The sequence below is a fragment of the Nostoc sp. genome (assembly GCF_036917935.1).
GTDB lineage: Bacteria > Cyanobacteriota > Cyanobacteriia > Cyanobacteriales > Nostocaceae > Nostoc.
Genome location: NZ_JBALEL010000012.1, coordinates 15,374 through 29,897, shown reverse-complemented (window position 1 = coordinate 29,897; position 14,524 = coordinate 15,374). Strand labels below are relative to the sequence as shown.

General features: G+C 41.4%; 12 protein-coding genes. 2 read left to right on the top strand and 10 right to left on the bottom strand.

Annotation, left to right across the window (positions count from 1 at the left end; all coding sequences use genetic code 11):
- Window positions 1-44 precede the first annotated feature (44 nt).
- The 4 genes from rlmB to carA all read right to left on the bottom strand — a co-directional run bounded on the left by rlmB (window position 45) and on the right by carA (window position 4,324).
- A complete protein-coding gene (gene rlmB, locus V7K62_RS05590; protein ID WP_334862512.1) occupies window positions 45-1,274 on the bottom strand; it encodes a 23S rRNA (guanosine(2251)-2'-O)-methyltransferase RlmB in 1,230 nt (409 codons plus the stop codon).
- 92 nt (window positions 1,275-1,366) lie between these two features.
- Window positions 1,367-1,846, bottom strand: a complete 480-nt coding sequence (locus V7K62_RS05585) for a Mini-ribonuclease 3 (protein WP_334862510.1) — start codon at window positions 1,844-1,846, stop codon at window positions 1,367-1,369.
- A gap of 580 nt (window positions 1,847-2,426) precedes the next feature.
- Window positions 2,427-2,798, bottom strand: a complete 372-nt coding sequence (locus V7K62_RS05580; RefSeq protein WP_334862652.1) for an STAS domain-containing protein — start codon at window positions 2,796-2,798, stop codon at window positions 2,427-2,429.
- Between the two features lie 359 nt (window positions 2,799-3,157).
- The gene (gene carA / locus V7K62_RS05575) at window positions 3,158-4,324 is read right to left on the bottom strand and encodes a glutamine-hydrolyzing carbamoyl-phosphate synthase small subunit (RefSeq protein WP_334862508.1); all 1,167 of its coding nucleotides are present in this window, start codon (window positions 4,322-4,324) and stop codon (window positions 3,158-3,160) included.
- Window positions 4,325-4,558: 234 nt separating this feature from the next.
- Here carA and V7K62_RS05570 point away from each other — a divergent pair, with 234 nt between their 5' ends.
- On the top strand, window positions 4,559-5,608 hold the full coding sequence (locus V7K62_RS05570) for a retropepsin-like aspartic protease family protein (protein WP_334862506.1): 1,050 nt from the start codon (window positions 4,559-4,561) through the stop codon (window positions 5,606-5,608).
- On the opposite strand, the gene trpD is transcribed toward V7K62_RS05570, so the two are convergent.
- The 4 genes from trpD to tcmP all read right to left on the bottom strand — a co-directional run bounded on the left by trpD (window position 5,538) and on the right by tcmP (window position 9,677).
- Entirely contained in the window at window positions 5,538-6,605 is a 1,068-nt protein-coding gene (gene trpD, locus V7K62_RS05565) for an anthranilate phosphoribosyltransferase (RefSeq protein ID WP_334862504.1), read from the bottom strand. The two genes, V7K62_RS05570 and trpD, sit on opposite strands and share 71 nt — an antisense overlap.
- 81 nt (window positions 6,606-6,686) lie before the next feature.
- Window positions 6,687-7,568 (bottom strand): DNA adenine methylase, encoded by an 882-nt coding sequence (locus V7K62_RS05560; RefSeq protein ID WP_334862650.1) that lies wholly within the window; start codon window positions 7,566-7,568, stop codon window positions 6,687-6,689.
- 20 nt (window positions 7,569-7,588) lie between these two features.
- Window positions 7,589-8,338, bottom strand: a complete 750-nt coding sequence (locus V7K62_RS05555) for a DUF5131 family protein (protein WP_334862502.1) — start codon at window positions 8,336-8,338, stop codon at window positions 7,589-7,591.
- Window positions 8,339-8,381: 43 nt separating this feature from the next.
- Complete coding sequence (gene tcmP, locus V7K62_RS05550) at window positions 8,382-9,677, bottom strand: three-Cys-motif partner protein TcmP (protein WP_334862500.1); 1,296 nt, start codon at window positions 9,675-9,677, stop codon at window positions 8,382-8,384.
- A gap of 263 nt (window positions 9,678-9,940) precedes the next feature.
- On the opposite strand from tcmP, the gene V7K62_RS05545 reads away from it, so the two are divergent.
- Entirely contained in the window at window positions 9,941-10,120 is a 180-nt protein-coding gene (locus V7K62_RS05545) for a high light inducible protein (RefSeq protein WP_334862498.1), read from the top strand.
- Window positions 10,121-10,222: 102 nt separating this feature from the next.
- On the opposite strand, the gene V7K62_RS05540 is transcribed toward V7K62_RS05545, so the two are convergent.
- Entirely contained in the window at window positions 10,223-11,314 is a 1,092-nt protein-coding gene (locus V7K62_RS05540) for a hypothetical protein (protein WP_334862496.1), read from the bottom strand.
- Window positions 11,315-11,420: 106 nt separating this feature from the next.
- Window positions 11,421-14,396: a molecular chaperone gene (locus V7K62_RS05535; protein ID WP_334862494.1), complete on the bottom strand. Its 2,976-nt coding sequence runs from the start codon at window positions 14,394-14,396 to the stop codon at window positions 11,421-11,423.
- Window positions 14,397-14,524 lie beyond the last annotated feature (128 nt).

The following is a 14,524-nucleotide window of genomic DNA, read 5'->3' as shown; positions in this document are numbered from 1 at the left end:
ATTGTGCTTTATTATCTTTTACATTTCTTTATACTCTGTTACCGTTATTTTTTCAAAGAGATTTTTTGTAATTTATCTAAGTGCAGCGTATTTAGCGATCGCTGGCGATAAATCTCATAAAGCGCCATACCCGCTGCTACAGAAGCATTCAGGCTGGGAGTCTTACCCTGTAGAGGAATCGATACTAAAAAATCACAGGAGCGTTGAGTTAACATCCCCAGACCTTCACCTTCTGAGCCGATTACCAAAACGATTGGGCCAGTGAAATTGACTGTATGCACAGGTTCGCTGCCACTTGCAGCAGTACCGTAAATCCAAAAGCCAGCCTCTTTTAATTCTTCTAACGAGCGACTGAGGTTAACAACTCTAGCTACAGCAAAATTTTCTAAAGCGCCTGCTGCCACTTTCATGACAGTGGAAGTGATCCCAGATGCCCTTCTTTGGGGAATCACCAAGCCTTGAGCGCCGATTGCTTCGGCGGTACGAATAATTGCTCCCAAATTGTGGGGATCAGTAATTCCGTCAGCCACGACAATTACGGCATCGGTTACAGATTTGCATTGCTCAATTAAATCGGGCAATTCGATGTAAGCGTAGGGAGCAATTTGTGCCGCCACACCTTGGTGATTAGCCCCATTGGTGAGATAGTCTAAGCGCTTGGGTTCAACCTCATCAATAACTGTGCCATTTTCCTTTGCTTGCAAGAGAAAATGGTGAAAGCTGGGATCGTAGCGGAGACGGGTAGTAATCCAGAGACGGTTGAGATTACGCTGATTTTGCAACGCACTCAATACTGGATGACGACCGTAGATGAGATCGCTATCCTCTTCTATCGGTTCTGTAGATACAGATGGCTGGGAGAAGCTGCTATTTCGTTGTCGGGAGTTGCCATAACTGGGGTTGCTATCTATTTTCCTGGGATTGCGAGTCGGATTAGCAACAGAAATGGGGTTGCTATCTATTTTCCTGGGATTGCGAGTCGGATTAGCAACAGAAATGGGGTTGCTATCTATTTTCCTGGGATTGCGAGTCGGATTAGCAACAGAAATGGGGTTGCTATCTATTTTCCTGGGATTACGAGTCGGATTAGCAACAGAAATGGGGTTGCTATCTATTTTCCTGGGATTACGAGTCGGATTAGCAACAGAAATGGGGTTGCTATCTACTTTTCTGGGATTGCGAGTCGGATTAGCAACACGCTTACCTTTAATTTTTACGGGTTGTCCACGATTTGGTTCGCTAGAAGTCCTGATTTTTCTTGGTTTATTCTGCATTTGAGTTATGGATATAGCGTATGGTTGATCGTCCCGATTACCTCAATTTTTTGAACCTAATCTAGTGTTGTGGCTACTGTGAAATTGAGTTTTCACTCTTTTTCTATATGAAGTATTTGCAACAGTTCGGTTAGACGCTGGTAATCGGTGAGATATAAGTAGCCAATTAATGTTTCTAGACTGGTTGCCTGTTGATAAATTTCGGGATTAAGTCGCTTAGGGCGTCCTGTAGCGGCGTTTCTACCCCGTCGGACAATTTCTAATTCGGTATCCCTGAGATGAGGAATCAGCGATCGCAAATGTAGCGCTTGTGTTTCCGCTCTTACCTGCTCCACTACCAGACGATGGTAAATTCCTGACCGCTGCAATGGCATCAGATAGAAAATTCTAACATACAACTCATAAATTGCATCCCCCAAATATGCTAAAGCACTAGGAGATATTTTTTGCACTTGTGAGAGGGAAATCTGTTGGAATGGCGCTGTGGTTGCCAAGAGTGCTTGATTCCAAGATAAACTCTGTTTGCGAGTTTCATCTTGTCCATCTAATAGCTCTTCCTCCTGTGACTTCACAAATAAATCATTCCTTGACGGACTACATTTGGCAGGCATTCTTCGCAAAGACTGATTTTTATGAAGTATGCCATAATAGTATACTTAGCATAATCAATACTATCAAAATTACTTCCTAATTTCATCTTTTTGATTGAGAGTTGACATTTTAAATCACCCTGATGTCAACGCCTATAAACCAAATTTCGCCTACTTCTTGTGGTATGTATCTAAAATAGGGTAAAATTTGGACAATCAAATTCACCTTTTTATTCGATCGCATTCCCATACTTACTTAGTAAGCGACAATTTTTAACTATACAGTATCAAGTCAAGTTTAACTATAGACAAATCTGCTGGCTTTGTATTTCTTACAAATTTCTCAGACTTGATGGTTTATCCGATATTTTCGCCAGCGATTACATACCCAATAACTGGGTGTCTATATCTTTAATTATTGCTCAACCTTAAACATAATAGCTCAACTGGCTTTGTTCCTCTCCCACAAGGAGAGAGGTTTTCTGCCAGAAGTTTTAAAAATTAAGCTATCCGATGTTGAATCTGGATAGCTAAATTGAACTCTCAGGTCGGGCAATCAAGACTACTTGACGTTTTCTAGAGCGTCTTCAACTGATTTTTGCAAGGAGAGAAACTTCTCTAGGCGAACAAGCTTGACCGTTTGAGTTACGCGGGCATTCGTGACAATTTGCAAAGTGCCCTCAGCAGTTTGAGCCTGCTTGGCTAGCTGCACCAGAGCACCCAAGCCAGAGCTATCAATAAAGTCGATTTGTGAGAGATCCAAAATAATGTGCTTAGGGACTCCAACCTCGTCAATCTTGCTGCCAAGTACCTTGCGAAATGTCGGCTCAGAAAAGGCATCTAACAAACCTGTGAGGCGGAATAGCTGACAGTTATCCCGGACTTCACGAGTGCCCCTCAGGCTAACGGTTAGATTCAGTGGCTCAGCAATAATTCCCTCCTCATGAGTTAAAGTGAACGCTCAAGTATAGATGGTTTTTGAGCAAGTTGTCTACAATCTGCTGGAATAGGGGATTGGTATTGGGTACTGGGGATTGGAAAACTTTTCGCTAGTGCCTAGTCCCCAATCCCCCATTTGCATTTTGCTATTTTTATTTAATCCCAGATACGACAACTTGACTCTTGCTTTTCGCGCCAATTCCAAATTAAAAATGCATAGTTCAAAAATCAATCTTTCATTTTTAATTTTGTTAGCGCAGCGTAAAGCCTTCTCTACGAGACGCTGCGCGAACGGCATGGCTTCTCTACGAGACGCTACCGCGAACGCTTAGAGCAAGTCCGCAAGCGTCATTTTTAATTTTGAATTTCCCGGAGGGGTTGACGTGCTGTTCGCATGGCTTGAACAAATTGCTCAAACAAGTAATCAGCATCGTGGGGGCCAGGACTAGCTTCTGGGTGATACTGTACGGAGAATACAGGTAGAGATTTGTGACGTACCCCGGCAATGGTGCGATCGTTTAAGTTTAGGTGGCTGATTTCCACAACTGCCGTAGGTAAAGAATCTGGGTCAATCGCAAAACTATGGTTTTGACTGGTAATTTCTACCTGCTGTTGTAAGCCGGCAGGTTGATTCAAACCACGATGACCAAATTTGAGTTTATAGGTTTTTGCCCCTAGTGCATGACCTAAAATTTGGTGTCCCATACAAATACCAAAGATGGGTTTTTGACTTAACAGGAGTGCTTTGGCAGTTGCAATCCCTTCAGTGACGGCAGCAGGGTCGCCAGGCCCATTAGAAAGAAATACACCATCTGGATTGTAGTTGAGGATTTCCTCTGGTGGTGTATCAGCGGGTACAACAATTACCCGGCAACCATAACTTACTAAGCGACGCAAGATATTACGTTTAACGCCAAAGTCAAGGGCAACAACGGTAAAGGCTCCCCCAAGATTTTCCGCAGCCTCAGAGTTGAATTCCCAAGCTGGAATTGTGGGATCAGACCATTCATAAGCTGTTGGAGTGGTGACTTCACGAACCAGATTCAATCCTGCCATATTGGGAGCCGCTAGTACCTGCTCTAGCAATTCCGCTTCATCGAGAATGGTTGTAGAAATGCCACCGTTCATGGCTCCGAACATCCGAATTTTACGGGTGAGGGCGCGGGTATCGATGCCGTAGATCCCTGGTAGTTGGTTTTGTTTGAGGTAGTCAGGTAAAGATTGTGTCGATCGCCAGTTACTTGGACGGTGACAAATATTGCGCGCGATCGCACCCTGCACTTGGGGGCCATCTGATTCTTCATCTTCAGGATTGACGCCAGTATTTCCCAATTCAGGATAGGTAAAAATGACTATCTGACCGCGATAACTAGGGTCAGTCAAGACTTCTTGATAGCCTGTCATGCCAGTGTTGAACACCACTTCTCCGATCGCGGTTCCCGTCGCACCAAAAGACCAACCGCGATAAGTGGTTCCATCTGCTAGGACAAGTAAAGCTGGTATTGAGTCAGTCAGGGGCATAGGTGATAGATTGGGGATTGTGGGGCCCCCTCTGGGGATAAGGGGTAATGGGCATGGGGGATTGGGTATGGGGCATTGGAAAACTTTTCCCCATTCCTTATTCTCCCAATACTGCGATTGTTAATTATCCCATGAGTTGAGCAATTGGGAGTTTTTACGATAGTTAATTAAAATTAAAAGGGAATTAAAGTAGCGGGAGTGGATTTGGCAAAGCTTGGGCAGTTAAAATTAATTATGCTTCAGTCTTTTTTATCCCGTGCAACCCTAATTTTTGTATCAAGCGCTCTAGCGGTTTTGTGTGTGGCCTGTAGTGAAGACAAACAGAATACTGCGACCGGTGGCAACGAGCAACCCATGCCAATTGGGGATGTGGCACCAGTACAGCCTACTGTTGAACCAGTAACACCAGCAGCTACTCCAGAAGCCCAGGCGCTAGATCCGTCTGAAAGTGAACCAAGTCTTTTTGAGATGGGGCGAGACAAAGCCGTTGGCGCTTGGAGTATCAGCCAATCGGCTCAATCTCCAGATGATTGGAAATTGGTGGCGAGTCAGTACCAAAATGCGATCGCGCTGATGCAAAGAGTGCGGCGACAAAGCCCAGAATTTGCGATCGCTCAAACCAAAATCACTGAATATCGGCGTCAAGTTAAATATGCCCAGCAACAAGCTACTCCTCGCCCTGTTGTAGTTAGGGAACCTCAGAAAATAGTAGTTGTTGTTCCTCAGAGAGAAACCACACCAAAGTTCACCTTACCTCTATCACCTCCACAAGAAACAAAACCGTTATCACCAGAGCCAGGTTTGCCCCCATCAGCAGTGGTAATTCCAGATGAAGCAGTATTTACAGCCCCGATTAAAAGGCGGATTGGTGGCACGCCAATTGTGGAAGTTACCTTCAATGGCCAGCAACAATTTGAGATGATTGTGGATACTGGAGCGAGTGGTACTGTGATCACCCAAGAGATGGCTAATGCTTTGGGAATTGTGACAGTGGGGAAAGCTAAGGCAAACACCGCGAGTTCCAGAGCTGTAGAATTTCCTGTGGGCTATGTTAATTCGATGGCAGTTGGCGGGGTAATAGTGAATAAAATACCAGTAGCGATCGCAGGTGCGGAACTAGAAACTGGACTTCTAGGACATGACTTTTTTGGCAACTACGATGTCACCATCAAACGTAATGTGGTAGAATTTCGTCCGCAATTGCGATCGCAAATCAATTCCCCAGAAACTCCACTAACTGCTCCAACTTCGTCCAAGCAGCCCCACTTTGTAGGATATCCTTAGCGATTTTAATCCCTTGGGCGTGATCTAGGAAGGCGATCGCTCCCCCTACTTGCAGCGCCAACGAAGCATTTAAGGCAACTGCGTCCTGTTGTGCCTGAGTTCCCTTACCTTGGAGTACTGCCTTGAGAATCACCGCATTCTCTTGGACATCGCCACCCCGAAGCATACCTATGGTAGCAGGTGTTAAATCCAAATTTAGGGGGTTAATAGTAGTTAACTGCACTTCTCCATCTGATAAAACCGCTAAGTCAGTTTCATCTCCTAACCCAGCCTCATCGAGTTTTTCTCGCCCATGCAGCACAATCGCCTTTTCCTTACCCAAATTCTGTAAAGCTTCGGCAACAGTTGCCAAAAGTTTGGGAGTGAATAAGCCCACTACCTGCCCAGTTGGACGTAAGGGATTTACTAACGGCCCGAGCAAATTAAAAATTGTTCGCACTTTCAAAGTCCGCCGCAATTGAGCAACCGCTTTGAGTGCTGGATGCCAACCAGGGGCAAACAAGAAAGTGATCCCCACTTCTTGTAGTGCTGCTTGCACTTTTTCACTAGAGGCACTCAAGTTTACACCCAAGGCTTCCAATACGTCTGCACTTCCTGTGAGACTTGAAGCTGAACGATTGCCGTGTTTGGCGACAGGTATACCAGATGCTGCCGCAACAAAAGCAACCGCTGTGGAAATATTAAAGGTTGATGAACCATCTCCACCAGTGCCACAGGTATCAATTACAGTGGTAAGTGCTGATTTATGAGCGCTGAGTGGGGAACATTGAGATTGTAATACTTCAGCCATACCAGTCAACTCGTCGGCAGAAATGCCTCTAAAGTTCAGCGCTGTTAAAATAGCCCCTGATAACTCTGGGGGAACCGCTTCACTGAGCCATCCTTGCATCAATTCAGCAGATTGAGTACGGGATAAGGATTGGCCATCTATTAATTGTTGCAGCAGGAGATACCAGCTAACAGAGGATTCTTGAGCAGGGATTGGGGAAGTTATCATAGATAAGGTTTGTATGTTGTAGCTATATTGACAGCTATGGGAGTTATCCTACTGGAAAATTGGAAGCTATCAAAGTTAGGTTTAAATCTCAAGGCTTAATTGCAAAGCTGGATTAACAAGCTTCTGATTTTTTGCTTTTTTCTCCAAATAAAGTTTAACTTCGTAATTAGTAATGAATAGCTCTTTTCCCTTAGCTGCACCACTCTGCTTATAGTTATTCATCCCATACTGCAATTCCCATGCTGAGATATTAGCCCATTGAAAATTTTCTCGAATTTGCCGTGAGTCGTCATAGGTAATTAGCCAGCGATGATGACATTGTTGCAAAATTTCAGCAAACCTCTGATGCTCAAAAGAGGTGTGCAAGTCACCATCTTTGCCATATAATTTTGATTTCGTAGCACTAAAATATGGTGGATCTAAAAATAAAAATGCATTTTCCCCTTCTGGTTTTAATAGGTGACTGTAATCTAAATTAGTAATTTGGACATTTTCTGATAAAATATCTTCTAACTTTTCTAGTCGTTCTATTGAAGAATCAGTAAATCTTTTATGGAAAGCTTCTTGGGAAAAGCCACCTGATTCTACAGTTCCAGAAAAAGTAATTCTATTGAGTACGAAAAAACGAACTGCTCTTTCTAAATCAGATAAATTATTGACATCTACCTTAGCAAATTCTGAAAACAATAATTTGCCATCTGTATACTTTACTTTCATGTGGCGAATTTCTTTAACTAACTTAGCTAGATCGGATTGAGCAAACTTCCAAAATAAGAAGAGTTCACGGTTTAAATCATTAATCCAAATCTTGAGATCAGGAAATTTTTGTCTTAAATAAATGAATACAGAACCACCACCGACAAAAGGCTCTCGAAATTCTGAAAAGCTCTCTGGTAAATATTCAACTATTTGATTTATTCCTCTAGACTTACCACCAGGATAACGGAGAGGGCTTTTGATAATCATTTAAGGATATATTCAAACTATTTTACAACTGATACTTGTTTAGCGTTTTGATCAGCTATAGTTTCTGGAAAACCATCCCAAGTTCTTCCATCAATTTCTCTACCATATTTTTTCTTTTGAACGCCTCCCCATTGTTTAAAGAAAAATGGCACATTAGCTTGTATACACTGCTCTCTAATATCTCTTACCCATTCAATGTTCATAGGACGAGCACCTACACCAGATTCTCCACCAACAATAATCCAATGTAGCTCATCTAAAGAAAGTTTTAAAGAACCTAAAAGAGGCTCACAAGATAAAAACCTAATTTTTGCAGGAATCTCTTTTAAAATTTCACTTCTCCAGACCCAAGCTTGAGATTCAATACTTACTCCAGCCCAAACGTTAGGAGGCCATTCCTTTATGCCGTTAGCTATTTCAAGCATCCTTTGTGGACGTTTAGTTAATACTTGAAACTGATGCCAACTAGCTTTTTCCATCACATTAAATACATCTTTGATAAATTCTTCTGAAATATCATCAAGGAATAAATCACTCATGGAATTAACAAAAATTAGGCGAGGTTTCTTCCATGAAAGAGGCATTTTCAGTCTTTCATGCCAAGTTTTTACATCAAAACCTTGTTCGTAGGGATGACCGGCAACACCTCGCCACCGTTCTGCAAAACGTTCTGCATAACAATTTTTACAACCAGGACTAATTTTATGACAGCCAGTGGTAGGATTCCATGTAGCTTCTGTCCATTCTATTGTTGAAGATACTGACATAGAATTTTACTCCCCAACTGAAACTAGGTTCACTATATTAGTATTATTGTACTGCTCTGACGTAATTATCCAAAGTTAAATTACCTCTTGCGCCTAATTCTTTGGCTTCTATAATATTTTTTTTATGAAAATCCAGTAAAATTTCTCTATACTTAGGTCTACTTAAATAACCTAGGTTGCCAATTTCAAGAATAATAAGACTTATTACGTCTTTTAAAGTTATCCAATCTTGATTATTTTTTCGTAAAATCTCAATAATTTCAGGTCTAATTGTTTCAATTCGCTCATCATTTTGACGATCCCATGATTGAGTCAGAAATTTATGATTTTTTCCAGTTTTGTCATCTTCAAAGAAAAGCAACTTGTTTTCTTTACAAAAAAATTCGTTTAAAAACTCGCCAAAAGCTTTCTGCGGATGATTGCTACCAACTACAATATTGTACTGAGGTCTAGAATCATTGTATGTTTCCTTAATTTCAAAACTAGCCACTCCTTTAAAGCTACTTTCTTTTTGAAGCCTAGACTTAAAATATTCAAGCGCCCACCTTTCAAATTTTTGTTTTTCTTCTTGATCTTGGCATTCTAGCCACTTGGGTTTCCAGTCTAAATCAGAACTATGTCCTAATAAGTTAGTTAGATTTTGTGTGTATGTTTCGGCAGTTTTCTGGTCTTGAGAATTTTTATAGCTTGTTTTATATAAACCTGCATGACGAGCGACTGCGCGGTTATGAAATAGTAAAAATAATTCTCCTTTATATTTACTAACGTAATTGGCAATAGAACATATTTGCTCAAAAGTTACTCCCTTAACTCCAAACGCATCCAGAAAAAATAACGTTGGGTATTTGTCCAATTCATCCATTATTTGAGTGAATGCTTTATCAAATCTTTGAGGTTCATAAACTTTATAGGACAATCCTTCACCTATTAAGTTACAGTTGCTTTTGAGTTGTTGATTAAGGTCTTTCTTTTCCTCGGTAAAAAAACATCTTAAGGTAACACGTTGTTCAAGACTAAATATTTTAGCACATTTAAGAGCTATCAAAGGTGAACCGTCAGTATCCAAAAATTCGGTTTTGTATCTCTGCCAAAACTTCGATTGATCTACAAAGTTTTCAATACCAATCCCTTCATCATATTTGCCTGCTCCTGCAAAACCATCAACATAGTTAATATACATAGATTGATAAGATTTGCTACCGCCCAAATTATAGCAATGAGCCTGTATATATTTCAGCATTATCCGATGTTTGGCTGCTGACCAGGGTCTTTTACGAGCAAAAAATTTATTTGAATCTTCTGGTTGCTGATCAAATAGAGATAATTGTTTTACTGACATTGCTGAACCTTGGGAAGTAACAAAATATGTGATGGCTTTGGACTAGGTTAGCAAATACAGGCAAAGCTCGTAAAAATTGCAACAACTCTCCAAAAATTATCGTACCTAGCTGTTTGGCGCGTAGCTTGCCGCCATAGTCAGTTTTTGTATATACTCACTAACTAAATTTTGCCTTGATTTCATGTTGCATTTTCGTAAAAGTCTGTTACATTACTTTACAGGCAGTTATACCTGTTACAACATAAAAGCTCGGAGTATTATTTATGGCAGACGTTAAGAAGACTACGGCTTTGGTTCCAGAAGATCCTAATGCTTTGCGCTGGGGCTTCACTCCTCAGAGCGAAAACTGGAATGGTCGTTTTGCAATGATTGGTTTTTTATCTGCTGTTGCGCTTGAAGTGTTTTCTGGTCAAGGAATTTTACACTTCTGGGGCATTCTCTAAATTTAAACGTTTTTACCTTCATTAGATTATGAGGCAAGGCGGGGATTAGTAAAATTGTCTGCCTTGCCTCGTAATCTCAAGAATTAGAAAACTTGCCATCAACTAGCGTGATGAGCGAAATATTACACGCCCTGGAGATTCTTCTTGATTAATTCGCGCATATACCCGAAGACAAGTTAAGACTTCGCCAGGAATACCACCACAGTCTAGTTGTAAGTCATCCTTAGATAAAGCACAGATATCTGCATAAAGTCCCGATAATTGGCGAATTCGCACTTCATTACCTGCATTAATCGCTTCATCAGCGACTTTTTTCAGGATACGCCGTGATTCATGTTGTAGCTTTCCCCACCAAGAATAGCGTTCAGCCGGTGGTACGAATACTAAGGAATGTATAGCTTCGTCCATGTCAATCCAGGTACGGAGAATTGACAGGGGATCAGCGTTTTCTTCAGCTTTTTGGGTGCGTTGGAAGCGATCGCTTAAAGCCTCAATGTATTGATCGCGCTGTTCTGGTTTGGAGTGTAAAGAGATAACATCAAAGCTAAAAACACTCTTTAAAGCATGATGTAAATCTGGGTCTATTTCGATAAAATTCATATATAAAAATAGGAATGCCGCTGGTAAATCGGATGCATTACCTTGGGGAATTTGAGAATTTGAAAGTGCTTGTTGATACAAGCTCAATCCCTGAGTTTGAACAGTACCACTAAGTCCAGGGTAGATGATTTCATCGCGGATAAAGGGAAGCTGATAGAGATTAGAATTATCTGCGATCGCACCAACTTCTTGAGCTAAATCTAAGGTACGCTGTTGCCAAGATGCAGCTAAATCCTCTGGAACTCGTAGCAGTTTGCGTTGAATCTCATTCCACAAATCTGAGTCTGTTTGGCTTTGCAGTTGGGAATTACCCAAATAATAACTAAGTTCTGAGTCAGAATCGAAAACTTCTCGGAGGTGACTTAGTTTTAAATCATCTGGCCCATCTTCCCAACCAGTATTTTGGTGTGGGGGTGCAGGTTGCAACAGGTTATGAAGTTCTTGCAGCAGATCATCGCATACTTTGGCTCCTGGATCTAGTGGTAATTCTGCGCGAGCCTGATTTAAACTAGCCTCTAGTCCATACAAACTAAATCGCAGTAACCGGGCTAACTCCGAGTTTTCTATCTCTAATAATTGACGCAAGTGCTGCATGAATCTCACCTCCAAAGCGAATAAAACTTAGCAAACCTCTGCGCCCCTTTGCGTTTACTCCGCGCCCCTTTGCGTTTAAAAATATTAATTTTTTCAACGCAGAGGTTTAATGTATGCCACAAAAGGGATCGCGTTCTTTATCAACTTCATTAGGTTGCAATTCTAATTCAGCAAGATAAACACATCCCTCTTCTTTGAGGCATTCTTGATTTAGTGATGTCCAGTAAGGGACTTCACCGGCGTGCATCCGCAGAATGCCTTGATCATCGAGAGTTACCCGATATTGGCAAGGGTAATCGGTGGTTACATCTGGTTTGCTGAGTGCGCCAATTCGTATCCATTTTTTACTGTTGGTTTCGGCATCTGTTTGATAAACATAGAAGGTGTGCTGGCCAGTTTGTGGGAAGGGAGGTAAAGGATTACTAATTAACCCGATTCCTGGTTGCGTCACACCATCGCGCAAATAATGAAATTTGTGAAACGTTTTACTACCATCATTTCCTACTTCAAACACAAGATGATAGGCATCTGGTTGATCTACGGTTGCTGACTCAATCACATTGACGGCAATATCACCATCATTCAAGTCTTTATTGAAGCGTTCTACAGCAATATTCCAATTCAATTTACCATCAGCAAATAGCGCTGAAGTTTCTGAAACTACCGATTCCAAATCAATGCCAGGAATGTCAATCAAATAATGAGGATTTCCCTGACAAAGCAATACATTAAATTCGAGGGTTTGGTCAATTTCAAACTGGACTTTTATTTTTTTCAGAAACTCTGCTTCTTGTATCCCTAGTTGATTCATCAGGTTTTTGCCGTCAAAGCTTCCCCATAATCGTAAATCCCCCTCTTCGTAATCTTGACGGTAGATAATGTTAGTTAATTGTATACCTTGCCAATGAGTACGAACTTTGGCGACACTTTCCCAAGGTGCGAGTTGATAGAGTTCTTGTCCAGCTTTGAATATAGTTAGTAAATCGTTGCTTTGGGTTTTGCGTTTGAAGTTACAGGGCAAATAATAAAATAGGTTTTTGACATCAATTTCTAGCTGGTTGGCTCCCTTACGCAGCAAGCTTTTGGACTCTTCTGGATCGAATCTCAATCTTCGCAGTTTCTCGGCATAGCAAGCCCCGGCGGAGGTGGCTAGCTTGGTAAATTCCAACACAAAGGTAATCCGTTCTGGATTCCAGACAAAATATGGAGACTTACTAAATTCTTGGTAGATTTGGCGCTGCACTATGTCTAAATTACAAGTTTTACCAGACAAAATTAACCAATCAACTTTTTGGGAATTCCAAGAATCTTTGGTGAGATCATCGGGACGCAAACGACTTTCCATCAATCCTTTGGCAATCCCGATCGCTTCTTTAATTCCCGAAGCGGCGGCTCGTTCAAATTGCTGGTTATCTAGGGTGACACAGATGTTATTTGGATCTTTGACTTGCAATTTAACTGCGCTTTGGGTGAGCAATTCGGAAATTTGCTGTTCAGAAAGTGTGAAGGTTAATAGAGAATTCTCTGCTAGTGGCTTTTGCCCAAGTTTAAGTTTCGCTGCTTCTGCATGATCCCAGAGAATATAAAAGGATTGCAGACGTTGGGGTGCTTGTTGCCAACGTGTGGGCAATACTTTATCGGCAGTATCTAAGGCATCTTTGTAAGCAATATCGCCTTCTGGATTTTCTCTATCCAGACATTTTAAAAGACTGCCAGTTTTGAATTTGCCTTGTTCTAAGAAGCGCTCGTTTAACTCAGAGTTAATTAAATCTTCTAGCTTTTCGTTTTCAATATCACCTGTTGTTACTGCTGTCAATAAAAAGTCTGCGATCGCAACTTTTAATAATCTAAAAATTCGCAGTGTAATTAACTCACCACCTAGCTGTAAATGACCAGATGAACCTAAGAGTTTGGGAGTAAGTTTATAGTAACGTCCTCCTAAACCCCGGTCTTCATAATCAGCAAAAGTTGGGGTTTTATCTTCTAAAGTCAGTTCAATTAAAGCTAAGTCTGTGGTTCCGCCGCCAATATCCAAGACGAGGACATTTTGTGACCATTTATTTCCTGCTTGGCGACAACGGGTTTTGAATGACTCGATGCCAATGTTGAGATTACCGCCAAATTCTCGCCACAAAAAGAATATCGCCACAGAAACGGCTTCATCATAAGCAGTTTGCACATCATCGATCCCCAACTGCTCAACTAATTCCCTAACTTCCTTACGAACAACTGGTGGGGCGACAGTTGGGTAGGTGACAACTGCTGTTAAAAAATCTCCTTCAGAAAATCTGCGTCGTGCGTGTTGGCGGTAGTCTTCAGTTAACTCGATTAAATGCGCCCAAGCAGATTGTATTAACTGATTAGCGGTAATTGTTTGTTCTTCACCATCCAAAATAACTGAAAACGATCGCTCCTGACCAAAATAACGCTTGGGTGAATGGTGAAACCTGCTGATAATTTCCTTTAAAGAACCGCTTGTACCTTGAGCGATCGCTTTTTTTCTGTTATCTCTAGCTTCCCTACCCATCCGCAGTTTTAAGTCCCCTAACTGCGAAATTTCTGACTCACTAGGAATTTCTGTATCGCGGCGATCAATATCCAGCACAACTGGGATCAGATTTTGCGATTCTAGGGTAGGAACGCGAAACACCTCATGATAAATTTGGTAAAGTTTTTTGCTGACAGCACGGCGGAATCTTTCGCTGTTTCCTAAAGAAAGTTCAATTTGGCGAATTGCTTCCAAAAATCGCTCTTTATTATCACTTTCAAAAACTTCACTCAAATTTCCTGGTTCTATCTCCAGGTTTTTGCTAATTTCGGCGATAAACTTTTCCCAATCATCAGCGCTGACATCTGGTAAAGCTACTGAAGCGGGAGAACTTAGCCATTGTGATAAGCGATCGCGCAACCGCGTTTCTTGTTCTTTGGGTAAAATTTCTGCGATCGGCACTTCAATCGGATCGAAAAGTGTGACTGTCGAATTCGATGTGCCAAAATCTAAAGCAAACCATCCTGGAAATCTTTTTTGTTGTTTCTCGCTTGGTTCTTGCTCAGTATAGTTGTTCAATTGGAAAGGGTTCATTATAGTATTAAATGATTCTGTTGATCACTGGCTTTTTTATCTAGCGCGATCGCGGCAGTTAAGCTGTTACTTATACAACTCGTATTATCAGGGCGGGCAAGATGCCCACCCCACAACCATGTTGAAAA